This is a genomic window from Roseovarius sp. MS2 (genome assembly GCF_051447875.1).
GTDB classification, from domain to species: Bacteria; Pseudomonadota; Alphaproteobacteria; order Rhodobacterales; family Rhodobacteraceae; genus Roseovarius; species Roseovarius mucosus_A.
Genome location: NZ_JBKHVF010000001.1, coordinates 2,145,074 through 2,169,883, shown reverse-complemented (window position 1 = coordinate 2,169,883; position 24,810 = coordinate 2,145,074). Strand labels below are relative to the sequence as shown.

Here is a 24,810-nt window from a genome sequence, read left to right as displayed (position 1 = left end):
AATCCGCCTATCCGTCCTGATCCCGCCCCTCGGCATCCAGAATGAAGGCTGTTTTGTCGATTCCAAGTTTCTGGATTTTTTCGTAAAGCGACTTCCGACTAAGCCCAAGAGCCTCGTAGACGGGTTTGAGGGAGCCGCCATTGGCTGCAAGCACCGCCTCAATCTCACGCCGTTCGAAGGCTGCGACGCGATCGGCAAGGCGCTGCGGCGCGGGTGTTTTCTCGTCATCGGTTTGCAGGCCCAAACCCAGCGCGAAGCGATCGGCTGCGTTGCGCAGCTCGCGCACGTTACCGGGCCATTCGCGGGCGGCAATGTTGGCCAAAAGGGCGGGCGGAACCTCTGGTACGGTATCAACCCTGTGACGGGCCGCAGCTTCTGCCAAGAGACGCAGGAATAACAGCGCGATATCCTCGCGCCGGTCGGCCAAGGGGGGTACGTCCAGCGTCACGACATTCAGACGATAGAGAAGGTCGGCGCGAAAACGGCCTGCATCAACTTCGCCGATCAGGGGCACGCGTGCCGTAGCGATGATACGGATATCGAGCGTATACGCCTCGTTCGAGCCAAGGCGGGTGACGACGCGATCCTCGACCACGCGCAGCAGTTTGCCCTGAAGGGGGGGCGGCAAGGCGGCAATGTCGTCAAGCAGCACGGTTCCGCCCGATGCGTGTTCAAACTTGCCCGTCCGGGCCCGCATCGCCCCGGCAAAGGCACCCTGTTCATGGCCGAACAATTCGCTTTCAATCAGGGGGGCCGGGATCGCTGCGCAGTCGATGACGACAAAAGGCCGCCGCGCCCGTGGCGACAGATCATGCAGCGCGCGCGCGACCACTTCCTTGCCCGCCCCGGTTTCACCCACGATCAGCACATCGGTTTCTGCGGGGCCAATGGTGCGGATGCGGCGGCGCAGGTCGATCATCGCGTTCGAGCGCCCGATCAGCCGCTGCTCCAGATCATCGGCCTGCCCTACCGCCGCGCGCAACACCCGGTTTTCCAGCACCAAGCGGCGGAAGCTGAGGGCACGGGCAACCAGCTCGGTCATCTGACTTGCGGAAAAGGGTTTCTCGATGAAGTCATGTGCCCCTTCGCGCATCGCGCGCACAGCCAGTTGCACATCGCCATGCCCGGTCATCAGGATCACCGGAATCTCGCGGTCGATCTCGTGGATGCGGCTCATCAGTGTCAGCCCGTCCATGCCGGGCATGCGGATGTCGCTTAGCACCACGCCGGGAAAGCCAAAGCTGATGAAATCCAGCGCGCGTTCTGCCGAGGACAGATCCTGAACCGCAGCGCCCGCAATTTCCAGCGCCTGCACGGTCGAGGCCCGCAGGTCTGCATCATCGTCGACGATAAGCACGCGCGGGATGAAAACGGGAAGGCTCATTCTGCAGCAAGGTCCTGTTTGGGGGCCGACATCAGCCGCACCTCAAAGGCCGCGCCGCCAAGTGTGCCGGGCACCAAGGCAATGGCGCCGTCAAAATCCTTGATGATGTTGTAGGTGATGGACAGACCCAGCCCAAGGCCATTGCCCACGCCCTTGGTCGAGAAGAAAGGATCAAAGATACGCAGCGCGATATCAGGCGGCACGCCTGTGCCACTGTCTTCGACCCGCAGAACGACGGTTTCGGCCTCGTCGCGGGCGGTCAGCAGAATGCGCCGCTCGGCGCGGTCGGCGACCGCGTCGGCGGCATTGGTCAACAGATTGACCAGCACCTGTTGCAGCCGCACCGGCCCCGCCCGCACCAATGACAGGCCGGGCGCAATGTCCACGCTCAGCGTAGCCCCGACCTGACGCAGCCGCGGGCCTGCGATTTCCTGCGCCGCCTCGATCGCTTCGGTGACATCGACCGCGCCCAATTGCTGCCCCGGCCTGCGGCCAAAGGTATGCAGCCGTCGGGCGATGGCGCTGATGCGGTCCGCCATGTCCAGAATACGCTCCAGCGCGGTCTGCGTCTCGGCTTTGCGATCACGGGTCAACAGCGCCACGGCGTTTTCGGCATAGTTGCGCAGCGCGCCCAAAGGTTGGTTCACCTCATGGCCAAGGGCTGCAGACATCTGGCCCAACGCCGCCAGCTTCGCCGCCTGCACCAGATCATCCTGCGCGCGGCGCAGATTGACCTCGACCAGACGTCTTTCGGCAACCTCGGCCCCAAGGGCCTCGTTCACATCAGCCAGTTCGCGGGTGCGTTCGGCAACCCGCGCCTCAAGCTGAACCTTGGCCGCCGCCTGCATCACCAGCAGGTCGCGCAATCGCGCGCGGCGTTGCCGCACGACCGCAACCATCATCCCGATCAGCGCCAGCGCCAGAACCGCACCCGCCGTGAAGGTCAAAGCCTGGGCCCTTGCAGGCGCGGTGTTTTGCATGACGGTCAATGTCCAATCCGCCTCGGGCATCGCGGCAGAGGCCAGAAGATACTCGCCCTGCCCCTGCGCGCCGGGCAGAGTGGACAGGGATATTTCCCATAGGACATGGCCCTGTGCGGTGGTCTGCGCGCGCAGCGGGATGTCGAAGAGGGGTGAATCTGCATAGCGGCGCGTGGTTTCAAGCAGATCCTGCCCCTCAGAGGTCAGGGGCCGTGTCATGCCAAAACGCCAGGCCGGGTTGCTGGACAAAAAGACGACACCTTTGGGATCGGTCACAATCACGTGGTAATCCGCGCCGGACCAAGCGGCCTCGACACTTTCCACGTCGATCTTGAGGGCAACCACCCCCAGCACTGTGTCACCATTGCGAACAGGCGCGCCAAAGTAATAGCCCCGCTTGCGCGACGTTGTTCCCAGCGCATAAAAACTGCCAGCGCCAGAGGCCACGGCATCGCTGAAATAGGGGCGGAATGCGAAATTGCCGCCAACAAAGCTGCGCGGCAGATCAAAGTTGCTGGCGGCGCGTGTCAGGCCGGTGGTATCCATGAAATAGATGTCCGATGCGCCCAGAACGCCGGTTACATCGCGTAAGAAACGATTGGCGGCGTCGACCCGCGCCGGATCATCGGGGGCTTCGGCCAGATCAAGAATGGGCTGTTGCCGGGCCAGCAATGGCGGCAACCTCTCGAACCGCTCCAGATACCCATCCAGCGCTGTCGTCGCAAGCTGTAGCGTTCCCTCGGCGCGCCCTGCGGCCTCGTTCAGAAAGACGCGGGTGGCCTGTGCATGCACCAAGGCACCTCCGCCCCACAGAACTATCAGGCCAAGCACCAGCCAGACCAGAAAACCCGAATGCCGCCGCATCTGTGCGGCCTGAGCGATACCTTGCACCATACAGAGATATGTATCACCACGTCCGGCCATGCGGCAATCCGTCCTGTCACCTGGAGGATCTTAGATCCTTGCGCGCAATCTGAGGGCCGGGCGACCGTCTTGAGCGGGAAAGCGTGACCGTGGGAGAGCGGAGTTTTGACCGCCACAGCGCCTTGGCCCCGGTGCGCCGCCGCCAGGATTGCCACAGCACAATCTGTCCGTCATAGGCCCGCGCCAACTGCCAGTGCCGGGTCAGTTCAAGCCCGCTGACCGGCAGCGCGTGTTCGGCTGGTGTACCACCGGCTTGGAAGAGCGTTTGAAGGGCACCTTCGCCCAACTCAAAACGACGGTTTGGAGAGAGAAAGAGGGCCAGCGCAATCACGTGATGCCAAACAACGTCACACCCGTCGACGTCGACTTTGTCCGCGAGAAATCCATCCTGCATGAGAGGGAAAATTTCAAAACCCAGACCATCCGCCAACGCCGCTTGGAACATCAAATACAAGCCGCATAATCAATCACACAAACGGACCTGAACCTCACATGCTCAAACCCGTCTGATGTCCCATTTCATTTGGCGACGGACATTTTCCTCAATAGTTGGTGCCCTGCCAAAATCATCAGCAATGTCAAAGACACCAACTTCGCCTATTTGGCCATGCCGTAAGATTGGCGGGTCGCCTAAAAGTGGCCATTTGCATAAGCCGCTGAAACATCATCTAAAACTGGGTGCCTAATCAATCTGCACAGCGCGCTGACCCGATCGAAAAGGCAGTGCTGACCGGGATCATTTTATCCAAGTATCCTCAACCTTGATTTGAAATCACAATAAGCGGTTGTGTTATTGTCAAAGACTCTGCACGCTGTTTCACAAATTAAATTGACAGATGTTGGAGGTCTTTATGGCGATCACGAGCAATGTTCTTGACGGTGGTATTGCGTTCAACGAGTGGCATTCGATTTCATTCACGACGGATTACAACGGCGATGGTCAAGCGAATGGCGGGGTCGAAGCCTATGTCGAGTTAGTGAACACCAGCGCGTCCTCGATCGACATCAGTGGGTATCAATATTTCCATATCAATAACGGGCTTGTGTCTCAGTTGGCCCACACCGTGCCGGGAGGAACCACCCTCGCAGCCGGAGAGACCTACACGATAGTCTCCAACAACGGCAGCCTCACTGCGACCATGCCGTCGAACATCACTGGCCAAGGCGCAGTTGCCGACATCGAAATGAACCAGAGCGCCGATGTCAATTTGTTCCTGGCAAACCCCGAGGGCGATTTCATCGTCTTGCAAGAGAACGGTGGGAATGCATTTCTGGGCGACGACATCATCGCTGCAGGATTAAATCCAGCCAATCAGGTTGGCATTGACGTCGTCACAGCCGCAGGCGCGGATCAAAGCATTGCGCGCGTGACGGATGGTGAAGATACCTTTGAGACCCAAACGCCGAGCCCCGGAGAGCCGAATTGCTTTTTTGCAGGCTCTCGGATCGCGACACCGTCAGGCATGAAGGCAATAGAAGAGCTCGCCGTCGGTGATCAGATCATGACGGCCTCCGGTCGTATTGTTCCAATTGTCTGGTTGGCCAGACAGACCTTGTCCACGAAATTTGGCCGTCCCGATGCCCTGCCAGTTCGGATCATGGCGGGCGCACTTGGCGAAGGGTTGCCCATCGCAGACTTAACTTTGACGGCTGATCATGCTGTGGTGATCGACGGCGTGTTGGTGAATGCAGGCGTTCTGGTCAATGGAACGACTATCGTCACCGTTCCCCTCACCGAGTTAGAGAATAGCTATACCGTCTATCACATTGAGATTGACGAACACGATGTCATTCTCGCGGAGGGTCTTCCGACAGAGAGCTTCGTCGATTACACTGGACGAGATGCGTTTGACAACCACGCAGAGTACCTCGCCATGTACGGCGGCGACAGGCTGATACGGGAAATGGCGTTGCCGCGCATTACGGCACGCCGCCTAATGCCACCTTCATTGCGTGCCCTTCTGGGTATCAACCACGTCACAGCCGATAGTCCTGAAACCTCTCGTCTGAATACGCGCTGCGCGGCTTGAACGCTTGAGGCGCTCAGGCAATACGCGGCAGCGGCATGATGCCCCGATAGTGTCTACTATTCGGTGATGACCTATTGTTCACACGCCGGGATCACGCAAGAAGCCGCCCGGAGGGGCGGCACTTAAACCGATGATCAAGAGTTAGTCGCCGCTTGAATGGCTTTAATCACCGAGCCTTCTTGAACACGGATAACTCGGGTTTACTGCTGCCCCAGTTTACAGCGCAGGAAATTGTCCAACAGGCGCGAGACATCATTGTCGAAGCCGTTCCATGGCAAGCTGCCGCAAAAGGTGATCGACCCGACCGAAAAGACCGATCCACCTTTTGGCAGGTCGAAATAGATCAGATCTGCGTGTTTGGCGTCTTCCTCGGACCCACCGGTCAGGTTGGTCAGGTGGGTAAGCTGCTCTTCGGGGACCAGCATGAAGGCCTGATTGTCGCCTGCGGAGCGTGCCAGCAAAACGTGGTCCAGCGGCGAGCCGATGCGATGGTCGACATGGTCAAGCTCAAACCCCGCCGCGCCATTGCCACTGAACCCGTAATCGCCAAAGAGATCCTCGGTCACCCCCTCGAAGAGCCAGTCAAACTTCGGATCAAAGCACATCCGCTGATAAGGTGCGCCGTAAAACTCGCCTTGCGCGGCAAAGCCGATCCCGACGAGGGCCTGCGGTGCCCGCCCACTGCGCCGCCAAAGACCGCCATAGGTGCCATCGAAGGCGTTGTAATACTCGCCCGGTTCCGCGGCCCATGCGCGGATACCGTCCTCGGCCCGGCGGATTTCGAGAAGGCTGTCATTCTCTGTATGCCGCGCGATGCGCCAGTAGAATCCGTTGCCCCCCAGATAGAGCAGATTGCCGCCAGAATCGCGGTAATCACGCAGCGCGTCCAGCGTCTCGGCAGTGTGGTATTCGGGGTGGGTGGTGGTGGTAACGGCCTTGTACCCCGCCAGAACCTCGGCCCCTTCGGCATGCAACTCGTGATCTGTAACGATATCATACTCTAGGCCCTTGGCATGCAGCCAGCTGATCAGGTGGCTGTCGGCCGCGAAATGCCGCAGTCCAGAGCATCCCGTCGCGCCGAAGGTCAGAAATCCGGGCCGCAGATTGAAGAGCGGCCGCCGATGCGAGGCGTGACAAATGCCTGACCCGTCGGAATGGGTGTTGTAGGTCGACAGGCCATACTCGCGATATTCCGCCGGATTATGCGGATAGGCACCCCAGTCGCGCATACGGCTCTGCCATGCCGGGTCGTAATCGGGCCGGGCATGGTTGCCGTAGACCACATAGGTGAAGGTCGGGATCAACACGCAGAGATCGGCGTGCCGTATGCCCTGAGGTGGACAGATATAGAACGGTAAGGCGTCGCTGCCATGATCGCCCTCGATATGCATGATATAGACGCCCGAGGGCATGCCCTCAGGGACGGTCAGGGTGAAATCGGTCTGCCAGCCGAAATCATAGATATCGTCCTCGTGGAAATGGATCGCACCGTAATGTTCGGGCTTGTGCCGCCAGCACATCTCGGAGGCGTCCCATTGCGAGCCGGTCATCGCACGGGTGGGAAAGTTGACAAGCGACAAGGCCGGTCCGGTCAGCGCGGGCACTTGGGCAGACGGAATCGCCGTGGCCAGATCCCAGACCGCGATCAGCCCGTCTGGGCCTGTGATGGTCGGGGCCTCGATCTTGCCGTTGAAAAAAGCCGTCGCCCGGGTATCAGCCCAACCTGCGGCAAGAACGACAGGGGCCGTGATCGCGGTGCGCGGCAGCGCACCGCTTGCCTCATGCGTCTCGCAGCTGTGATGCCCCAGAACTGTCTGGACAAGTGTGGCACGCCCCTCCGTCAGCCGTACCTCGATCTGCGCCCAGCGATGCGTCGGCAGTGGCACCGTTGACGTGACCCGTGCCGCACCCGCCGCTACGAAAACGCAGCCCTCTGCATTGAGCCCCATTGTCAGTGGACCGCAGGACAGAACCGCCTGATCGCCTCCATTGAGGTGCGTGGGTTGGATCGTGGCGGACAGAGTGACGTTGCCCTGAGCGGGCAGCGTGATGGCCGCGTCGCTCAGGCCGTAGGAGCCGGGAAAGAACGGCTGATGCCGGGCGGGCAGGTCGCGCGGTGCGAACCATGCGCTGGCATCCTCTTCGGTTATGCCCATGCCCTCTGGGTTCGGATCGGCGGAGATCGACCGGGCCAGCCATGCGCGATAGCGGCCACCACTGGTCGACGAGACCTTGAAGGCGATCTCTTCGCCCGGCCGCGCCGAGAGACGGTCGGTATAGCCGGTTAGGGGGACTTCATTCATGCGCTTACCTCAGTTGCGGGCCGTAGACGAGATTGGGAAGCCAGGTCACCCAATCCGAGAAAAAGACGAGTATCAGGATCATCAGTATGTATGGAATGAGCAGCGGCAGCACTCCGACAGATATATCTTCGATCGAGATTTTGCTGATCCGAGCTGCGACAAAGAGATTGACGCCAATGGGCGGTGTCAGAAAGCCGATCTCGCAGGTCATTACGGTGAAGATGCCGAACACCACCGGGTCGATGCCGAGGCTGGTCACCAGCGGAAAGAACACGGCGGTGAAGATGATGATCTGTGGAATGCTTTCCAGCCACATGCCGACGAGGATGTAGAAGATCCCGATGAACAGCATGATCAGCCACGGATAGGCGATCAGTCCCTGAAACAGCGTGAGGATATCGCTGGGAATGTCGAAGATCGTCACCAACTGGCCGAATGCCTTGGTGGAGCCGAGGATAAACAGCACCGTGCCTATGACGATGGCGGTGAACTTGAACGCGTGCAGCAGCTTGACCCATGTCAGGCCCTTGTAGACGAAAAGCCCGACAAACAGACCATATGCGACTGCCACTGCCGCCGCCTCGGACGGGGTGAAGATACCGGCATAGATGCCACCAAGGATCAGGATCGGTGCGAAAACCGCCCATTTGCCATCCCATAACGCCCAGAGCAGCGGACCCCAGCGAAACCGCTCTTCGGTGCCGCCATAGCCATTCTTCCACGAGATGACGAAAACCACGACCATCAGCATCAGCCCCAGGATAAGACCCGGCAGGATCCCCGCCAGAAAGAGGCGCGGAATGGAAACATCGGTGACCAGCGCGAAGATGATCAGGAGGTTGGAGGGCGGGATCATGCTGCCAAGCGCACCCGCCGAGGCGGCGATGGCCCCGGCAAAGCGCGAGCGGTAACCCTCTTTCTGCATGGCGGGGATGGTGATCGAGCCGATAGCGGCGGTGGTCGCGGGACCAGACCCCGAGAGCGCGGCGAAAAACATGCAGGCCACCACCGTCACCAGCCCCATGCCGCCCTTGTAGGCGCCCACAAGGCGCTTTGCGATGGTGACCAGCTTTTCCGACATGCCGCCCTGTTCCATCAACTGTCCCGCAAGGATGAAGAGCGGGATGGTCACCAGCGGAAACGGCTCGAACGCTGTCCAGGCCGCCTGCGCCATCAGGGTGAGGGGAATGTCCGCGATCAGCAGGCCTGCGACCGTGGCCAGCCCGGCGGCGAAGGGAATGGGCACGCCGATCGCCATCGCAAAGACGAAGGCCGCAGCCATGACAAGGGGGCCATTCATAGCGGCAGATCCTTCCAGCCGTCACGCCCCCACCGCCAATAAACTTGCAGGATACGAAAAAGCATGAGGCCGAACGCCATCGGGATGATCATCTGCACCCATCGCTGCTCAATCCCCAAACCGGGGGTCATGTAGGTGACATTGAACAAAAGCTGCGTATAGATCGTGGTCTGCACGATCATGAAAATCACGAAGCCGGCCCAGAGCACATCGGCCAGTACCACGGCCCCTACCTGCAAGGCGCGCGGCAGGCGGCTAACCAACAGGGTGATGCGGATATGCGCGCGTTCGCGGACCGCCATCGTGGCCCCGAGATAGACCGCAAAGATCATGCCGTAGACCGCGGTTTCCTCGGCCCAGGCGGCGGCGGTCGAAAAAAAGTAGCGCAAGATGACCTGAAGCAGGACAGACCCCACCACAACCGTCAGGCAGATCGTACAAATCACCTCTTCGAAATACCTGTCTAGCTTGGACAGCATGGCCCCGCCTCCGCCTTGAAGGTGTAAAATGGCACGGGGTAGCGCTGCCCCCCGTGCGGTGGTTCAGAATGAGTTACTCGGCTTCCGCGCGGATAGCATTCACAAGGGCAATGAAGTCATCCCCTTTGTCGGCGGCATAGCGATCCTGCACGCGCAGTCCCGCCTCGATAAAGCCAGAGCGGTCGACGTTGGTTGTTTCCATGCCGCCCTCGCCCGTCAGGAAGGCGCGGATTTCGTCGGTCTGCGCTGCCATTTCCTTGCGGTGATAAACACCCGCCTCGGCGGCCGCCCGCATCACTGCGTCGCGCTGCGCCTCATCGAGCTTGTTCATCACGCGGTCGCTGGCAAAGAGCGGCGAGAAATAGGTGAAATGCTCCAGAACCGTGAAATAGGGCATGATCTCGTAGAACTTCTGCGATTTGATGAATGAGGTGCCGTTATCCGCCCCTTCCACCGTGCCGGTCTGAAGCGCAGTTGGCGTGTCGGCCCAAGGCAGCGGAATGGGTGCCGCGCCAAATTCCTCGTAGGTGTCGATCATCACCTGGTTCTTGGGGACACGCACCTTGAGCCCCGCCATGTCCTCGACCGAGGCGATTGGACTTCTGGAATTGTAGAAATCGCGATCCCCAACAAAACCGTAGGTCAGCAGATGCACGTTTGTCGCGGCCTGAAGCTGCGCGGCGAAATCGCGCCCCACCTCACCTTCGAGCACGCGGTAAGCATGCTCCTTGTTTTGAAAGATATAGGGCAGAACGAACGCGTCCATCAGCGGAAAATGCGGTGAGATGTTGTTACCGGTGATAACGAACATATCCACGGTTCCAAGCTGCATCGCCTTGAATGCCTCGTCCTCGCCCATGAGTTGGCCGCAGCAGCGCACCTTAACGTCAACGCTGCCTTCGGTATATTCCTCAACCAGCTCCTCGAACTTGTCGGCGAGCACGGCATAGGTGCTGGTCTCGGAGGCCGCGTAGCCGAGATTGATTGTGACGTCTTGCGCCGAGGCCGTGCCCGCGACGACGGTCAGGGCCGCAAGTGGCCCGGCGAAGATCTGAAAGGGTGAATGTGACATGATCGCTCCCGGTTGCATGTGGAATTTTTGTTTTTGTTATCCAATCAGGGTAGCCGGGCTAGGCCTGCAAGTATAATATCAATTGATTAGTTTCTGATGCATAAAAGGTATCATGAAAATCGGTCTGCGCCACATCCGCTATTTTCTGGTTCTTGCTGAGGACTTGAATTTCCGACGCGCCTCGGAACATCTTCACATATCGCAACCTGCCCTCACCCGCACGATCCAGCACCTTGAGGCGGAGTTGCAGGTTACGTTGTTCGACCGTTCACAGAACTTCGTGCGCCTGACCGATGCGGGCCGCGCCTTTCGCGAGGGCGGTCAGCGCGTGCTAAACGGAGTGGAGGCCACCATCGATCTGACGCGCCGGGTCAGCATCGGCGAGGCCGGTGCGCTGCGGGTGGGCTATACTGATTTCGCGATCGCCGATGCGCTGCCCGAATTGCTCAAGCAGTTTCATCAAAGGCACCCCGGCATCACCGTGCGCCCGCATCACGGGGTTACTGCTGCACAACTTCAGCAGTTGAGGGACGACAAGCTCGATATTGGATTTGTTACCGGGCCGGTGCGGCAACCAGGATTTCGAAGCCGCGTCGTGCAAACCGACCGTCCGATCTGCATCGTGCCCGAAGGCCATCGCCTGGCATCGCGTTCCTCTGTTGAGCTGGCCGATCTGGCTGATGAGGATTTCGTGCATGGGCCGACCGAGGCCTGGGCGCATTTCTACGACTATCTCTTTCCGCATTGCCGCAAGGCTGGCTTTCAGCCGCGCATCGTGCAGGAGGCTTTCAACTCGGTTGGAATTCTTGGTCTTGTGTCCTGCGGAATGGGCATCACCATCTTGACCGAAAGCATCTACGACTTCGCCACTGGCGGTTTGGTGCCTTTGCCGATCTCTGACATTGACGACGTCATGGTCACGGAGGCCGTCTGGGCATCTGAAAACCTGCGCCTCCCGACCCAACACTTTGTTGATTTCCTTGAGCAGTCGGATAATCACAGACTTCAAGGCGCTCAGCGGCTTAAATAGAAGAAGAGGCTTGCGAAAGCCGGCTATTCGGCCTCTGCCACTCTCGCCGGGATAAAGACGCCGGCTTGACCCGCAAAGGGCAATTCAAGAGCAAGGACATGATCGCATTCCAGCAGGTCGTCCATCGCGCAGCATAATTGTGTCCAGCGTAAGCCTGATCTCAACTTGACTGAAACTTTGCGACAGACGCTATTCAAGTCGTTTGATGATCATATTTGCAACTCCTGTCTGTGTTTGTCGATCTCAATCATGTTTTTGGCGATGATCCAGCGCGTCCGCGAACTGAGAGTGAGCCCTAGAGCAAAGGGCGATGTTGCAGACCGCCACAGGCTTGGCGCTCGGGCGGGCGTTACCCGAGCGCGCTTGCTTGAATACCTTGCCAGACCTCAACCTTCAGCCTGAACAGCGGGCGGAAACGCTTTTTCGCCCTCGCCGTGCGACATTCCGAAGACTGCACCATTTGGCCCAAAAAGATACGCAGGCTCCGGACGCAGAATGAGCATTGCGGTGTAGACGGGTCCCGAGACTAGGATGGATACAAAAAACCTGATATCGGCCCCTCCGAGCATCTCACCCATCGCTGCCACATCTTCGAGACCGGAATTGGCAGCTACCGCTTCAAGGCCAGCACCGAGACAGCAAAGAAAAAGCGAAAGGCGGCAACAGTATTGTCGCCATCATAATCAGAAGATCATTACGACTGGGTGGCTCAGATCTGGATGAAAATGCCGGGTCAGTGCTCAGTGACACTCCACAAACATGGCAAACACAGTTTTCGCGCCGCCTCTTAAAGACCAAATCGCGCCGCAACACCTGTCTCGGCAAGATCCGTCAAGAAAGCTTCAGACGCGAGATAGGCAAGCTCCTGTGGGCGATGGAGATGGATCGGGTCAGGCGGATCGCCTGCTGCAGGCACCGATGCCCGTCCCGGATGGCACATGATGAGCGCGCCGCTCTCGCCGCTGTTCGCTAGCGACAGCCAACGGCGCATCCGGGGGCCGAAAGGCACCTCTGGCGAGAACTCCGTCACGCCGAAAAAGCGCGGATTCGTCACCATGCCGGCTTCATCATGCGAGGGCGCGGCGGCACGGCTCATCAGGCTTAGCACGCGGGATTTGAACTGGGCCGACGGCAGCTGGGCGAGGTCTCGCTCCGGCGCGCCGCAATACCGGACCCAGCCCGGCCGCACGTTCCAGTCCTTCCAGCTTGCCGCCACCGCATCGCGTATTCCCGGAAGAAGATGCACATGTTGATGGCCATCCACGAAATCGGGCACCCGGCCCATCAGCGCAGAAAGGCAGGCCATCTGCCGGTCAATCTCCATCCGGATAGCGGGCACATCCAATCGGCGCAAATATGCCTGCCTCATCACCGTCCCAATCCCCGGCAGGGCGCACTCAGGCGCAAGGCCGCGGATCGGCCCCAACGTGGTATACTCAGTCAAAGTCACGTGGAGCCCGATCTGAACGGGCCGGGGCGCATCGCTGACCGCAGCCAATAACCGGGGGATGTCGCGCGTAATTTCCACTCCCCCCGCCATGCAGCTGACTGCCGTCAGCCGACCAAGGTGCACGAGGTCCAGAATCCCTTCATCGACCGCCGCGTTCAAACCGAAATCATCAGCACAAAGATGAATGCGCCCGCCCCAGGTCATCGGTGTTTCAATAATCTTGTCCATGATACCTGCCTTAACACCGAACACCTTTGGACACTGACTTGTGATCCGCTGAAGTGAAGTTACCCTATAAACCCTTCACTCCATTATGCATATAAACGTTCTGATATCGGGCTTCGTCTGGTTATGTCGGGGGGAATATTATGAACGACCATGAGTTTGTATTCGAACAGGACATCCCCCTGATCGATACAACACCCGCCAACCAGAACGGCAGCGCACGCAGTGCCGCGTCACTCTCTGTCGTCGTGCCAGCTTATAATGAAGCGGGGAATATCCGTGCCTTTCTCGACCGCCTGCTTCCCTGTCTCGACAGAACGCGCGCTGCATGCGAAATCATTTTCGTTGATGATGGCAGCGCCGATAAGACACCGGTCTGCGTGGCGGAGCAGTGTGCACTGGATGCCCGTATCAAGCTGATCCGCCTCAGCCGGAATTTCGGCAAGGAAGCGGCGCTGAATGCAGGTCTGTCCCATGCCATAGGCGATCTCGTGATCCAGATTGACGTCGATCTTCAACACCCGCCCGAGACCATCGACGCGATGATAAAAGAATGGGGCCTTGGTGCCGACATTGTCTATGCCAAACGCAACTCTCGCCAGGATGAAAGCTGGATGCGCCGTTTTCTGGCGCGTAGCTTCTATCGTGTCTTTGGTCTGATCTGCGATGTCAAACTGATGGAGGGGGCGGGCGATTTCATCCTCCTCGACCGCAAGGTCGTCGATGCTCTGATGCAATTGCCCGAGCGCGGAAGGTTCACAAAGGGGCTTTATGCTTGGGTCGGGTTTCGGCGTAAGGCGGTGCCTTTCGATGTCGCACCGCGTGCTCATGGCCAATCCGGCTGGCCGCTGCTAAAACTGGCCCGCTTCGCGATGGATGCCATGACGGCCTTCGGCTCCCTTCCGCTTAAAGTCTGGACCTATATCGGCCTCCTGCTCGCCTTCGCCTCCACGCTCTACGGTGCAGTGATCTTCGTGCAAAAGCTCGCCTTCGGAATCGACGTGCCCGGCTATGCCTCGCTGATGGTTGCGGTCTGTTTCCTCTCTGGTGTTCAGTTGCTGGGGCTCGGCATCATGGGCGAATATGTCAGCCGTATTTTCGCAGAGGTAAAGCAACGCCCGATGTTTCTCGTGCAGGAGCGCATCGGCTTTGATCAGCGTCCCTACATGCCGCAGACATCCCTCCAGATGCCACCGTCTGTCGTCGCCCCGTCCAAAGCTCCGTCGCGCGGGCTGGACACGTTCGTATCTTGATCCGTCCTGACCCGTTCCCGCAGGGCGGCTACCGCCTCGCGGCGGTCTTCATCGCAACGGCATGGCTTGTGTTTTGCTGGCCGTGGCTTGGCGGTGGCCAGATCATCCCCCATGACGCGAAGAACCATTTCTACCCCATGGTCCGCTTCCTCGCCCTCGCCTGGCACAGCGGCGAAAGCCCGCTCTGGAGCCCCTATCATTTCGGCGGCTTTCCCATGGTCGCTGACCCACAATCAGTAATTTTCACACCCAGCTTCTGGCCCGCCGTTCTCGCCGGTCCTGCCCCCTCAATGCGGCTGGTAGACGCGATTCACCTTCTGCATCTGCTTGTGATGGGCCTCGCCATTCTCGGCTTTGCCCGCCTGCGTGGCTGGCGAGTTGAGGCGGGCGCTGCTGCCGCCATCTGCTTTATGCTGTCAGGCGCGCTAACCGTCCGGCTCGAACACCTTCTGATGACCGTCAGCATGATGTGGCTCGCAGTTTGCCTCTGGAGGCTGGAAGCGGTGCTAACCCACGGAGGCATCTGGCGGGGCATCGCCTTTGGCGTGGCGCTGGGGTTGATGCTGATCGACCGCAATCACGTGGCGTATCTTGCGGCGTGGTTCCTCGGGTTCTACTGGCTCAGCCGAAGCTGGCCGGGATCGGGCCAAACGGTACCGCTTCGCCATCAGACGCCGGTGATCCTCGGCGGCATCACAGCGCTTTGCCTCGCGGCGATCCCGATACTTCTTCTCCTGCAACTGGCTGAGATCAGCAACAGGCCCAGCTTCGATTATGAGGGCGCAAGCCTTCAGTCCCTGCATCCCGCCGCGCTGGCGACGCTGTTCATGGTCGACATCTTCGGCCCGCTTGACCGCGCCGGGGCCTATTGGGGCCCGGCGAGCCATGCGTGGGGCGGGCAGTTCTTCGTGCATCGCGGCATGCTTCATGGGTATGTCGGCGCGCTGGCGCTCGTGCTGATCCTCTGGCACGGGATCGGCGCGGGGCGTCTCTGGCGGCGTGAGGCGCTGGTCTTTACGCTGCTGGCAATTCTCTTCCTGATCTATGCGCTGGGGCATTACACGCCCGTCTTTGAATGGCTTTATGACACCGTGCCGGGGATCGACCTCTTTCGACGCCCTGCCGATGCGCTCTTCCTCTTCGGGGCCTCAGCGGCGCTTTTGACAGGGGCGCTGATGAACGACATGCTGCGTGCGCCGTCGCGTCTGAGTACCGTCGGCAGTCTCGCGGTGTTGGTCCTGACCATCAGCGGGGCCGTGTTTGTTGGCCTCCTCGGGGCGAAACAGGGACACCTTGCCGATCTTGGTCTACCCGCCGCACGCGCCCTTGCCTATAGTGCAATTCTCCTCGCATTGCTCATCATGGCGGTCCGGGTGCGGGGAACCTTGCAGCGATCCCTCCTCGCAGCAATCCTGTTGATTAGCGCCGTTGATCTGATCACGGCCCATAGCAACATCAGGCTGAACGCCAGCCTTCCGCAATTTTACGATCAGCTGGAAACCCCTGCCGCCTACGATCACATCGCGCGCCTCGCAGCGCTCTCGAAAGCAACCGACCCGAGCGGCGCACCGTGGCGGGTAGAAACGATTGGCCTTGGTGCCTCATCCCAGAACATCGGTCAGGCAGCGGGGATAGAGGCGCTGCTCGGCTATAACCCTATCCGCCTCAGGGCATTTGACAGCCTTATAGCACCCAAGCACCAGAACAATGCATCGGCCAACCGCAGGTTCGGAACAGCTATGACGTCATATGACAGTGTGATGGCCGACCAGTTGGGACTGCGGTATATCATGACCGGCAAGCCAGTGGAAAAGATTGACCGCACCCTTCCACAAGATGCGCTGCAAGAGGTCGCTGTCATTCCCTATCTTGACCAGAATTTCCACCTATATGAAAATCGCGATGCAAAGCCTCGTGCCGTTCTCCTGCCCGCAACCGGTTCTGGGGCTACACCTGGCCCACAACCCCGCATCACCCGCTACACGAATGTCGTGGTAGAGGTCAGCGCCAAATGCACGTCTCCTTGCCGCTTGGTGCTGCATGATTTCGCCTATCCCGGATGGACCGCTACTGCCAACGGTGTGCCTGTGCCCCTAATGATTCAGGACGGCCTCTTTCGTGCGGTCGATCTTTCAGTCGGGCAAAACAAAGTGACTTTTACATTCTCTCCCCTCACTCTCGAAAATCTTCAGGCCGCCCTGATCGGCGTTCTCGGCGGTGACGGCACGCCATGAGCAGCCAGTTCCTCAGCTTTGCGGGCGTCGGCGCAGTTGCGACAGCGGCACACTATCTCACCCTCCTCGCACTTGTTGAAGGCAGCCTCGCGCATCCTGCCCCTGCCTCCGCCGCCGGTGCCGCGGTTGGGGCTCTTGTCAGCTACGCGCTGAACTATCGTCTCACGTTTGCGGCCCAAAGCCCGCACCGCAAAACCCTGCCGAAATTCCTCGCTATCGCGGTTTTCGCCATGATCCTGAACTTCGTCCTGATGCACGCTCTCATCACCTTGCTGTCCCTTCCCTACATTGCCGCGCAGGTCGCCGTGACCGGCGTCATGCTCCTCTTGACGTTCAACGCCAACCGCAACTGGACCTTTGGCAGAGAGTGAAAAAGCACTGATGAAGCGCCCTTTTCGACGTCCGGGATATTGAGCACTCAAAACGCGCATCGTTACCGAATGGTCGATCGCAAACGTCTGTTCTTGATCCGAGTATCCTGAAGGATTGATGGTTCTCACCTGCCGCAGCGCCTATCGAAGGACGCAATATGCTCTCGTTCAAGGAGCAGCATTTTCGTAAGCGGTGCGCCAGCACCGTGGTGTCGGCTTGATGTGATTGCGGGCATGCTGTCGTTCACCTGAGTTTACAGGACGCTGGCCGTGAGGCACCAAACCCTGCGGAACGTCGATGCTGTCGATGTTGGCGACAAAATGGCAGCGCGGGCCGTCGTGATAGGGCGCAAGAGAGAGCGTTGCCATGGCGGGGCCAAGTTTGGAGCTGCCGATGCCGATATTGACCACATCGCTGAAGAGCGCGGCTTTTGCGGTCTGGTTGTCTTTCAGCCTGTTCCAGATATCTGTCAGAGTGCGGCTCTCAATTTGGCAGCTTCACGGGCGAGCTCTTCGATTTCGTCCCATTTGCCCATGGCGACGAGAGCTTCAGGTGCGACCCAACTGCCACCGGCGCAGACGACATTGGAAAGCGACAGATAGCTTGGCGCATTGTCGGGGTTGATCCCGCCCGTAGGGCAAAACGAAATCTGCGGCAAAGGCGCACCGATGGCTTTGAGAGCGGCTACGCCGCCCGACGCCTCGGCGGGGAAGAACTTGAGCGTGTCATAGCCACGCTCTAGAAGGGCCATTGCCTCGCTTGCCGTGGCCGCACCGGGGAGGAGCGGCAGCCCTTCGGCTTCGCAGGCGGCGAGAAGCTTTTCGGTAGCGCCCGGGGCGACACCGAAGGTTGCACCTGCGGCTTTGGCGGCGCGCACATCATCGGGTGTAACCAATGTGCCTGCGCCGACGTGACCGCCTCTAACCTGCGCCATGGCGCGGATCGCATCAAGCGCGGCAGGGGTGCGCAGGGTCACCTCAAGAACAGGTAGGCCCCCGGCCACAAGAGCCTCTGCCAGAGGGCGGGCGGCGGCGGCATCGTTGATCACAAGAACAGGCACGATCGGGGCGAGTTCGCAGAGCGCGCGGGTCTGGCGGCTGGCGTCTTTGGGGGACAGGGTCAAGGTTTACTCTCCAAAAATAGATGCGCCCTTATCGGCCGTGCCGACACTGCGCCGGAAAGCTGCGAAAAGCTCGCGGCCGAGTCCGTGATGATTGCTGCTCAGATCGGGTGCTGCTGCGGGGCGTTCCCCCACCCCTTCGGTGAGGCATTGAAGCACCCCTGTCGTGGCATCGACGCGCAGGATATCGCCATCCTTGAGCTTGGCAATCAGGCCACCATCAAGCGCTTCGGGGCTGACATGGATTGCCGAGGGGACCTTGCCTGAGGCACCCGACATGCGCCCATCTGTAACCAGCGCCACCTTCTGGCCGCGTCCCTGAAGGATCGACAGGATCGGGGTAAGGCTGTGAAGCTCTGGCATGCCGTTTGCCTTGGGCCCCTGAAAGCGCATGACAACCACAAGATCGCCCATAAGCTCGCCGGCCTTGAAGGCGGCCTTCACATCGTTCTGGTCATGAAACACCCGCGCGGGCGCTTGAACGATCTGGTGCTCAGGCGCCACCGCCGAGACTTTCATCACCGCTGTGCCAAGATTGCCCGAGAGGCGCGCGAGCCCCCCTGTGAGCTGGAACGGGTCGGCCACGGTGCGCAGAATTCTGTCATCGAGACTTTTGCGAGCGCCGGGTTGCCAGCTCAATATGCCGTCGGCGAGCTTTGGCTCTGTCGTGTAATGCTCAAGGCCCTCGCCTGCCACTGTCTTGGTATCGGGATGTAGAAGGCCAGCGCCGAGAAGCTCGCCGATCATGTAGCCAAGCCCGCCTGCGGCGTGAAAATGGTTCACGTCAGCCAGCCCGTTGGGATAGACCCGCGCGATAAGCGGTGTGACTTCGGAAAGATCGGAGAAATCTTCCCAATCAAGGATGATCCCGCCGGCGCGGGCCATGGCGATCAGGTGAATGAGAAGGTTGGTCGAGCCGCCCGTAGCATTAAGCCCGACGATCCCGTTTACAAAGGCCTTTTCGCTTAGAATATCGCAGACGGGCGTATAGCTCTCACCCAGCGCGCTGAGCGAGAGTGCGCGCTTTGCGCCTTCGGCTGTGAGAGCAGCGCGCAGGGGCGTGTTCGGTGTCACAAAGCTGGCACCCGGCAGATGTAGCCCCATGAACTCCATCAGCATCTGGTTGGTGTTGGCCGTGCCGTAGAAAGTGCAGGTTCCTGGGCCGTGATAGGCCGCCATCTCGGCTTCCATGAGCGCGGCGCGGTCGACTTCGCCAGCGGCAAAGCGTTGGCGCACCTTGGACTTCTCGTCATTGGGTAAGCCACTTGTCATGGGGCCTGCGGGCAGAAAAACAGCGGGTAAATGGCCAAAGGCCTGCGCAGCGATCAAAAGGCCTGGTACGATCTTGTCGCAGACACCCAGAAAAACCGCCGCGTCATAAGTGTTGTGGCTGAGCGCGACCGATGCGGCGAGCGCGATCACGTCACGCGAGAAGAGGCTAAGCTCCATGCCGGCTTCGCCCTGAGTGACACCATCGCACATCGCCGGTACGCCGCCCGCAACTTGCGCCGTGCCGCCGATTTCGCGCACAGCATGCTTGATGATGTCCGGGTAGGTGGCGAAGGGCTGATGTGCAGAGAGCATATCGTTATAGGCCGTTACGATTCCGAGGTTGCCTGAGACGTCCTCGACCAAGCGCGCCTTGTCGCTTTCGGCGGCGGCATAGGCATGAGCCTGACCGCTGCAAGCCAAGTGCGACCGGGCCGGCCCCTTTGACTGCGCCGCGCGCATGCGCTTCAGGTAGGCGTCGCGTGTCTTGGAACTGCGTGCGATGATCCGGTCAGTTACGGCTTCGATAGTTGAATTGAGAGTCATTTGTCCTCCACTCGGCCAATCTCGCGCCAGCGCCGGCCATCCCGATGCATCAGCATCAGGGCCTCTTCGGGGCCCGAACCGCCTGCATCATAGGGCTCGGGTGCATGACGCGCCTCTTCCCAGCGCGCGATAATAGGGTCGACCCAGGCCCACGCCGCCTCAACCTCGTCGCCGCGCATAAAGAGCGTCTGATCGCCACGGATGACATCCATGATCAAACGCTCATAGGCGTCCTGTGAATCGGTCTGGCCCCCCAGCGCATTTGCAAAGGTCATGTCCAACGTTACCTCCGCAAGGCGGAAACCACCAGGACCCGGCTCCTTGATGGTATTGTGCAGCGTGATGCCCTCGTCCGGCTGAAGGTGTATGATCATTTGATTGCTGCGTCGGTTTTCCATCTCGGGGAAAATCATGTGCGGAGGCTCGCGAAACACGACGGCGATCTCCGAAGTCCGCGCGCGCAATCTCTTCCCGGTGCGGAGGTAGAAAGGCGTTCCAGCCCATCGCCAGTTGGCGATAGCAACTTTCATCGCCACGAAACTCTCTGTTCGCGAGGTCGGATCGCCCGCACGCTCGCGGTAGCTGCCCTGACCCTCTTTGTCCCGATACTGTCCCCGCACGATTTCCTGAGGCTTGGCAGGTGCGAGCGCCTCGATAACCTTTACCTTCTCGTCACGCACGGCGTTCGGCTCAAATCTCGACGGCGGTTCCATTGCCGTCAAACACAAGAGCTGCATGAGGTGGTTCTGGACCATGTCCCGCATCGCACCGGCACGATTGTAATACTCACCACGCCCCTCGACACCGAGACTCTCGGCCACGGTGATCTGAACATGGTCAATGTGTGTCGAATTCCAAAGCGGCTCCCACAGCGCATTGGCAAAGCGCAGAGCCATCAAGTTCTGCACCGTTTCTTTTCCCAGATAGTGGTCGATGCGATAGATTTGGCTTTCCTCGAAACCCTGACGCAAATCCGCGTTGAGTGCCCGTGCAATGGCCAGGTCATTTCCGAAGGGTTTTTCAACGACGATGCGGCTCTCAGGTGTTACTGCCCCATAGCTGCTCAGCCTGGATGCGATAGTGCCGAAAAGGGAAGTGGAGACCGACAGATAGAAGGCGCGCACCGCTGATCCGCGCAGCAATCCGACCAATTCGGACCAGCCCTCTTGGCTCATTACATCAAGATGAATGTAAACAATCGTCGCAAGGAACTGGTCAAGCATTTCCGCATCGCCCGAAATGCATGGCGCAAACTCGGCGAGGCTCGTCCTGAGATCAGCCCGGAACATGTCCGTATCGATTTCTGACCGGGCCGTGGCAATGATGCGCGCGTCTCTCGGCATCTGGCCAACTGAAAAGCGGCGGAAAAGACCCGGCAGGATCTTGCGCTGTGCCAGATCGCCAGTGGCCCCGAAAATGACCAGATCAAACGATGATACTGGGATGACGCGAGAGACCATTCCCTCAGCTCGCCAATTTCAGGGGACGGCCATGTATCAAGGTGCGTAGGACACAACGTCCAATCCGCCCAAATCCGTCGATTGCGAGTCTGGTGGCCATGCTTTTCTTCCTCCTTATCTACGGCAAGTGTTAGCGCTAACATAGCTTTGAGACAAGCTACCTTTTGGGGTTCTGCCTCAATCCGTGTGGTGCCACTATCCTGAGACAGGAAAATTCAGGAGGGATAGCCGTGAATTCGAAAAGCACTGGTCGCCCGGGCGCGAAGTTTCGGTTCAAACCAGTGAGCGAAATGTTTCTGGCGGGTGGATTCCATCCGGCAGCTTGACGCCAATCGGCATCTACCCAGACTGTGAATTCCAGTCTCCACGACGTCACGGCTGGCGATGTCGGCGGCTGCAAGATTATCCCGCGCATGGAGACGAGGCAACGGTGGATCTCGCAGTTTGCTCGCCGCATCGCCTGAATCAACGAAATCGTCGCCCTCACCGAAGAAGTCGTCGCAGGTGCCGCACAGACTCTCGTCATCGGAAACGCCAATTACCGATCAAAAACCCCGCCACATAGCGATCAAGCTCCCAAACGGGCGAGGTAATTGCTCGACGTTATGTCGCCCTTTTCAGCTGGCCAGATGCTCGAACAAACGGGCGACAGCCTCGGCACCCGGATCGATATGGCCCTCCAGTTGCTCGGCATTGATATAGCTCGCACGGCCAGCCTTTGCCGATGTCAGCGTCGCGGTGTATTTCGCCCCCTTGCGCGCCGCAGCAGCCGCTTGCGGCAAACCAGCACTCAGGGCATCCAGCGCGGGCAGCAAGGCATCGACCATCGTCCGGTCGCCAGGGTTGGCACCACCGATCTGGCGCATCCGGTCAAGGCCCGCCATCAGCGCATCCCGCATCGTCATCCCCGACGATGACGCATCCCCCGCTGCCGCAAAGAAAATCGCAAGCAGCACCCCCGACGATCCGCCCATGGTCTGGCTCAGCTCCAGCCCGATCGCACGGTAAAGCTGCGTGTGATCGGCCAAGGGCAGCCGGTCCATCGCATCAATCAACGCCCTTGCCGCACCAGCCAGAGTCGAGCCTGTATCCCCATCCCCGGATTTCGCATCGAGAAGGTTCAGATCGTTCTCGGCTGCGATCAGCACCTTGCAGCAATCGGTCAGAAATTCCCGTGTCGGCGCATGTGCTGACGCAGGCGCGCGGATCGGGGTCAAGCCATCCGGCAGCGGTAGAACGGCAGGTGCTGTCACGCTGTTACACCCCGGCCAGCCCGTCACCTTGGCAGGCGCTTTCAGGAACCCTTCGTCTCCGTCCGCGAGTTCGCATAGCGAAATCGAAAATCCGTGCATATCGAGCGCCGTCATCATCGCGCTGGGACCAACGACCAGCCGAATATACTGGCCAATCTCCGAGCCAAGCAGATTGTTGGTCAGAATCGCCATTTCAAGGCAGGACGCCCCGCCAAGGTTGTTGATCAGCGCCACATGTGGCGTCCTTGGCATATCCGCAACAAGAGCCTCAATCATCTTGGCAATCGCATCCGCTGCGCCCGCGGAGGCGACTTGCGCCACACCAGCTTCGCCATGAATACCCAGCCCAAGCTCGGCCATGCCAAATGGAATACGGTCTTCTTTCAGCGATCCGGGAACCGAACAGGTATCAAGCGAAAGCCCGATACTGCGCGAGCCTGCAATCACCCGCTTGGCGGCAATCGTGCAGGCCTCCAGGTTGGCCCCCCCTTCGGCCATCGCCCCCACGATCTTGTGGACAAACAACGTCCCCGCAAGACCGCGCGCCTGTGGCAGGCTCGGCAAGGCGACATCATCATCCACGATCACCACGCTGACCTTGTGGCCAAAGGCCCGCGCCCGCTCCGCCGCCAGACCAAAGTTCAGCCGGTCGCCCGTGTAATTCTTGACGATAAGCAGACACCCCGCCGTCCCGGTCACCGCAAGGATCGCCGCCAGAACAGCATCCACCGAAGGCGAGGCAAACACGTCGCCGCAGACCGCTGCCGTCAACATGCCCTCGCCCACAAAGCCCGCGTGGGCAGGTTCGTGGCCCGAACCGCCGCCCGAAACCAGCGCAACCTTGGATTTGTCCCAATCGGACCGCACCACCACGCGGATATGCGGATATCCGACCCACAAAACTGGAACAAGCGATCTTGATGTGACCACAAACGGACAGGTTCTGAGGCATCTTCGTGAGAATGACCGTGACAGCGAGCCACCGAATGTGCGAAGTGAAAACTGCTCCGCTGGGAGTCGTGGCGATTTCGACAAGGTGACGACACTGAATACACTTGCGACATATGCACCGAAGGCAACGGCGCAACCGTGGTTGTCGCCTTTGAATTTGCATGCATATCCAGACCCCTATCGTTCGGACAGTCGCCCCAAGTTCGATGATCCTGTCGTTACAGCACTTCTATCACTTGCTCCGCTAAAGCGCTTAGCTGGAATCGGATTCTTGGGAGCAATCGACTACGTCAAGCATGGTTCGGGGCGTGATGGGCATCGACGGCGGCACAACAGATTAGAGCACTCAATTGGAGTTGCGCATCTGGCCAATGTGTATGCTCACGAGGCGGGACTTGATGCAGACCGTCGGAGCTTACTCTTATGTGCGGCCCTATTGCACGACGTCGGGCACGGGCCTCTTTCTCATACTCTCGAACCAGTCTTTCTCGAGGCGTTTGGGCTAGATCACCATCTAGTATCGCGTAGAATTATTACTGGTGACATTGCTTTCGGCGCAGGCATACGAGAGGTCGTTCATGATGCCGGAGTCAACTTAGAAGAGTTGATTGCACTTATCGATGGCGAACATGATGGTGATGTAGGCTACCTATTTTCGAGTCCGATCAATCTCGATACGCTCGAGGGCATTACTCGATGCCGTGCCTTTGTTGCGCCACGACCTGCACATGGAATGGCGGCTCGCATAGTACGGAGGTGGGCGAAAGGCGCAGACCATTCTGAAAGTTGGTTCGATTCCTTCTGGGGGTTGAAGCATGATGTCTACAATCTATTCATCGGGGCACCTCGCGGAGCCGCCCTTGATGCGATTGCGCAGACATACATGCGCACCAATATTTCCTCATTTAGGGCCGAAGATTTCCTGACCTCTGAGCGATCGATCTTTCGAAATCATCCCGAATTGATCTCGATATTGAGAACTGCGTCACGCGGTGACAAAGAAGTAGGCTCGCAGATTCCGTCCAGTTGGCGGAGCCTAGAGGTTTGCGTGCGAAAGAGGGAATTCTTTGTAGAATCGGACGCACGACTTGAGGATAACGCGTCAATAAACAGACGCTATCGGCAATCAAAGACGACGACTGTAGTCACTTTGGCGGATCTCCTGGAATAGTAAG

General features: G+C 59.4%; 18 protein-coding genes and 2 pseudogenes. 7 read left to right on the top strand and 13 right to left on the bottom strand.

Going from position 1 to position 24,810, the window contains the following annotated elements; genetic code table 11:
* Nucleotides 1-7: 7 nt before the first annotated feature.
* Genes ACLGGT_RS10650 through ACLGGT_RS10640 form a run of 3 tightly spaced genes read right to left on the bottom strand, consistent with a single transcriptional unit; the run spans nt 8 to nt 3,733 of the window.
* Nucleotides 8-1,384, bottom strand: coding sequence for a sigma-54-dependent transcriptional regulator (locus ACLGGT_RS10650; RefSeq protein ID WP_008281731.1), 1,377 nt, complete (start codon nt 1,382-1,384; stop codon nt 8-10).
* Nucleotides 1,381-3,288, bottom strand: coding sequence for a sensor histidine kinase (locus ACLGGT_RS10645; protein ID WP_437196029.1), 1,908 nt, complete (start codon nt 3,286-3,288; stop codon nt 1,381-1,383). Before ACLGGT_RS10645 ends, ACLGGT_RS10650 begins: the two co-directional genes overlap by 4 nt.
* Before the next feature lie 16 nt (nt 3,289-3,304).
* The gene (locus ACLGGT_RS10640; RefSeq protein ID WP_437196028.1) at nt 3,305-3,733 is read right to left on the bottom strand and encodes a hypothetical protein; all 429 of its coding nucleotides are present in this window, start codon (nt 3,731-3,733) and stop codon (nt 3,305-3,307) included.
* A 406-nt stretch (nt 3,734-4,139) separates the two neighbouring features.
* Here ACLGGT_RS10640 and ACLGGT_RS10635 point away from each other — a divergent pair, with 406 nt between their 5' ends.
* Nucleotides 4,140-5,318, top strand: coding sequence for a Hint domain-containing protein (locus ACLGGT_RS10635; protein WP_437196027.1), 1,179 nt, complete (start codon nt 4,140-4,142; stop codon nt 5,316-5,318).
* Nucleotides 5,319-5,518: 200 nt separating this feature from the next.
* Here the strand turns inward: ACLGGT_RS10635 and ACLGGT_RS10630 are convergent, their stop codons facing one another.
* The 4 genes from ACLGGT_RS10630 to ACLGGT_RS10615 form a co-directional block, all read right to left on the bottom strand.
* Nucleotides 5,519-7,621, bottom strand: a complete 2,103-nt coding sequence (locus ACLGGT_RS10630) for a N,N-dimethylformamidase beta subunit family domain-containing protein (protein ID WP_437196026.1) — start codon at nt 7,619-7,621, stop codon at nt 5,519-5,521.
* Between the two features lie 4 nt (nt 7,622-7,625).
* A complete protein-coding gene (locus ACLGGT_RS10625) occupies nt 7,626-8,921 on the bottom strand; it encodes a TRAP transporter large permease (RefSeq protein ID WP_081507701.1) in 1,296 nt (431 codons plus the stop codon).
* Complete coding sequence (locus ACLGGT_RS10620; RefSeq protein ID WP_219436202.1) at nt 8,918-9,400, bottom strand: TRAP transporter small permease; 483 nt, start codon at nt 9,398-9,400, stop codon at nt 8,918-8,920. Before ACLGGT_RS10620 ends, ACLGGT_RS10625 begins: the two co-directional genes overlap by 4 nt.
* 73 nt (nt 9,401-9,473) lie before the next feature.
* Complete coding sequence (locus ACLGGT_RS10615; protein ID WP_232279219.1) at nt 9,474-10,472, bottom strand: TRAP transporter substrate-binding protein; 999 nt, start codon at nt 10,470-10,472, stop codon at nt 9,474-9,476.
* Between the two features lie 112 nt (nt 10,473-10,584).
* On the opposite strand from ACLGGT_RS10615, the gene ACLGGT_RS10610 reads away from it, so the two are divergent.
* Both ACLGGT_RS10610 and ACLGGT_RS10605 read left to right on the top strand, forming a co-directional pair.
* Nucleotides 10,585-11,502 (top strand): LysR family transcriptional regulator, encoded by a 918-nt coding sequence (locus ACLGGT_RS10610; RefSeq protein WP_437196025.1) that lies wholly within the window; start codon nt 10,585-10,587, stop codon nt 11,500-11,502.
* A gap of 563 nt (nt 11,503-12,065) precedes the next feature.
* A pseudogene (locus tag ACLGGT_RS10605) lies at nt 12,066-12,185 on the top strand (ATP-binding protein); the annotation flags it as partial.
* A 104-nt stretch (nt 12,186-12,289) separates the two neighbouring features.
* Here the strand turns inward: ACLGGT_RS10605 and ACLGGT_RS10600 are convergent.
* A complete protein-coding gene (locus ACLGGT_RS10600; protein WP_437196024.1) occupies nt 12,290-13,180 on the bottom strand; it encodes a ChbG/HpnK family deacetylase in 891 nt (296 codons plus the stop codon).
* 140 nt (nt 13,181-13,320) lie between these two features.
* On the opposite strand from ACLGGT_RS10600, the gene ACLGGT_RS10595 reads away from it, so the two are divergent.
* Genes ACLGGT_RS10595 through ACLGGT_RS10585 form a run of 3 tightly spaced genes read left to right on the top strand, consistent with a single transcriptional unit; the run spans nt 13,321 to nt 17,035 of the window.
* Nucleotides 13,321-14,430, top strand: a complete 1,110-nt coding sequence (locus ACLGGT_RS10595) for a glycosyltransferase family 2 protein (protein WP_437196023.1) — start codon at nt 13,321-13,323, stop codon at nt 14,428-14,430.
* Nucleotides 14,427-16,664 (top strand): hypothetical protein, encoded by a 2,238-nt coding sequence (locus tag ACLGGT_RS10590; protein ID WP_437196022.1) that lies wholly within the window; start codon nt 14,427-14,429, stop codon nt 16,662-16,664. Before ACLGGT_RS10595 ends, ACLGGT_RS10590 begins: the two co-directional genes overlap by 4 nt.
* Nucleotides 16,661-17,035 carry a GtrA family protein gene (locus ACLGGT_RS10585; RefSeq protein ID WP_437196021.1) on the top strand — a complete coding sequence of 125 codons (375 nt, stop codon included), beginning with the start codon at nt 16,661-16,663 and terminating at the stop codon, nt 17,033-17,035. The genes ACLGGT_RS10590 and ACLGGT_RS10585 overlap by 4 nt, the downstream gene beginning before the upstream one ends.
* A gap of 273 nt (nt 17,036-17,308) precedes the next feature.
* Here ACLGGT_RS10585 and ACLGGT_RS10580 read toward each other — a convergent pair.
* The 5 genes and pseudogenes from ACLGGT_RS10580 to ACLGGT_RS10560 form a co-directional block, all read right to left on the bottom strand.
* Nucleotides 17,309-17,476 (bottom strand): annotated as a pseudogene (locus ACLGGT_RS10580) (glucose-6-phosphate isomerase); the annotation flags it as partial.
* Nucleotides 17,477-17,505: 29 nt separating this feature from the next.
* Nucleotides 17,506-18,159 carry a bifunctional 4-hydroxy-2-oxoglutarate aldolase/2-dehydro-3-deoxy-phosphogluconate aldolase gene (gene eda / locus ACLGGT_RS10575; RefSeq protein ID WP_437196020.1) on the bottom strand — a complete coding sequence of 218 codons (654 nt, stop codon included), beginning with the start codon at nt 18,157-18,159 and terminating at the stop codon, nt 17,506-17,508.
* A 3-nt stretch (nt 18,160-18,162) separates the two neighbouring features.
* Nucleotides 18,163-19,971: a phosphogluconate dehydratase gene (edd, locus tag ACLGGT_RS10570; protein WP_437196019.1), complete on the bottom strand. Its 1,809-nt coding sequence runs from the start codon at nt 19,969-19,971 to the stop codon at nt 18,163-18,165.
* Nucleotides 19,968-21,431, bottom strand: coding sequence for a glucose-6-phosphate dehydrogenase (gene zwf, locus ACLGGT_RS10565; protein ID WP_437196017.1), 1,464 nt, complete (start codon nt 21,429-21,431; stop codon nt 19,968-19,970). The genes edd and zwf overlap by 4 nt, the downstream gene beginning before the upstream one ends.
* Before the next feature lie 617 nt (nt 21,432-22,048).
* Nucleotides 22,049-23,614 carry a dihydroxyacetone kinase subunit DhaK gene (locus tag ACLGGT_RS10560; RefSeq protein WP_437196015.1) on the bottom strand — a complete coding sequence of 522 codons (1,566 nt, stop codon included), beginning with the start codon at nt 23,612-23,614 and terminating at the stop codon, nt 22,049-22,051.
* Here ACLGGT_RS10560 and ACLGGT_RS10555 point away from each other — a divergent pair.
* Nucleotides 23,607-24,806, top strand: coding sequence for an HD domain-containing protein (locus tag ACLGGT_RS10555; protein WP_437196013.1), 1,200 nt, complete (start codon nt 23,607-23,609; stop codon nt 24,804-24,806). The two genes, ACLGGT_RS10560 and ACLGGT_RS10555, sit on opposite strands and share 8 nt — an antisense overlap.
* The last annotated feature ends 4 nt before the right edge of the window (nt 24,807-24,810 follow it).

What these genes read in the sequence shown, in the direction of transcription:
- ACLGGT_RS10650 (WP_008281731.1), bottom strand. Translation starts at nt 1,384, where the DNA reads ATGAGCCTTCCCGTTTTCATCCCGCGCGTGCTTATCGTCGACGATGAT.
- ACLGGT_RS10645 (WP_437196029.1), bottom strand. Translation starts at nt 3,288, where the DNA reads ATGGCCGGACGTGGTGATACATATCTCTGTATGGTGCAAGGTATCGCT.
- ACLGGT_RS10640 (WP_437196028.1), bottom strand. Translation starts at nt 3,733, where the DNA reads ATGTTCCAAGCGGCGTTGGCGGATGGTCTGGGTTTTGAAATTTTCCCT.
- ACLGGT_RS10635 (WP_437196027.1), top strand. Translation starts at nt 4,140, where the DNA reads ATGGCGATCACGAGCAATGTTCTTGACGGTGGTATTGCGTTCAACGAG.
- ACLGGT_RS10630 (WP_437196026.1), bottom strand. Translation starts at nt 7,621, where the DNA reads ATGAATGAAGTCCCCCTAACCGGCTATACCGACCGTCTCTCGGCGCGG.
- ACLGGT_RS10625 (WP_081507701.1), bottom strand. Translation starts at nt 8,921, where the DNA reads ATGAATGGCCCCCTTGTCATGGCTGCGGCCTTCGTCTTTGCGATGGCG.
- ACLGGT_RS10620 (WP_219436202.1), bottom strand. Translation starts at nt 9,400, where the DNA reads ATGCTGTCCAAGCTAGACAGGTATTTCGAAGAGGTGATTTGTACGATC.
- ACLGGT_RS10615 (WP_232279219.1), bottom strand. Translation starts at nt 10,472, where the DNA reads ATGTCACATTCACCCTTTCAGATCTTCGCCGGGCCACTTGCGGCCCTG.
- ACLGGT_RS10610 (WP_437196025.1), top strand. Translation starts at nt 10,585, where the DNA reads ATGAAAATCGGTCTGCGCCACATCCGCTATTTTCTGGTTCTTGCTGAG.
- ACLGGT_RS10600 (WP_437196024.1), bottom strand. Translation starts at nt 13,180, where the DNA reads ATGGACAAGATTATTGAAACACCGATGACCTGGGGCGGGCGCATTCAT.
- ACLGGT_RS10595 (WP_437196023.1), top strand. Translation starts at nt 13,321, where the DNA reads ATGAACGACCATGAGTTTGTATTCGAACAGGACATCCCCCTGATCGAT.
- ACLGGT_RS10585 (WP_437196021.1), top strand. Translation starts at nt 16,661, where the DNA reads ATGAGCAGCCAGTTCCTCAGCTTTGCGGGCGTCGGCGCAGTTGCGACA.
- edd (WP_437196019.1), bottom strand. Translation starts at nt 19,971, where the DNA reads ATGACTCTCAATTCAACTATCGAAGCCGTAACTGACCGGATCATCGCA.
- zwf (WP_437196017.1), bottom strand. Translation starts at nt 21,431, where the DNA reads ATGGTCTCTCGCGTCATCCCAGTATCATCGTTTGATCTGGTCATTTTC.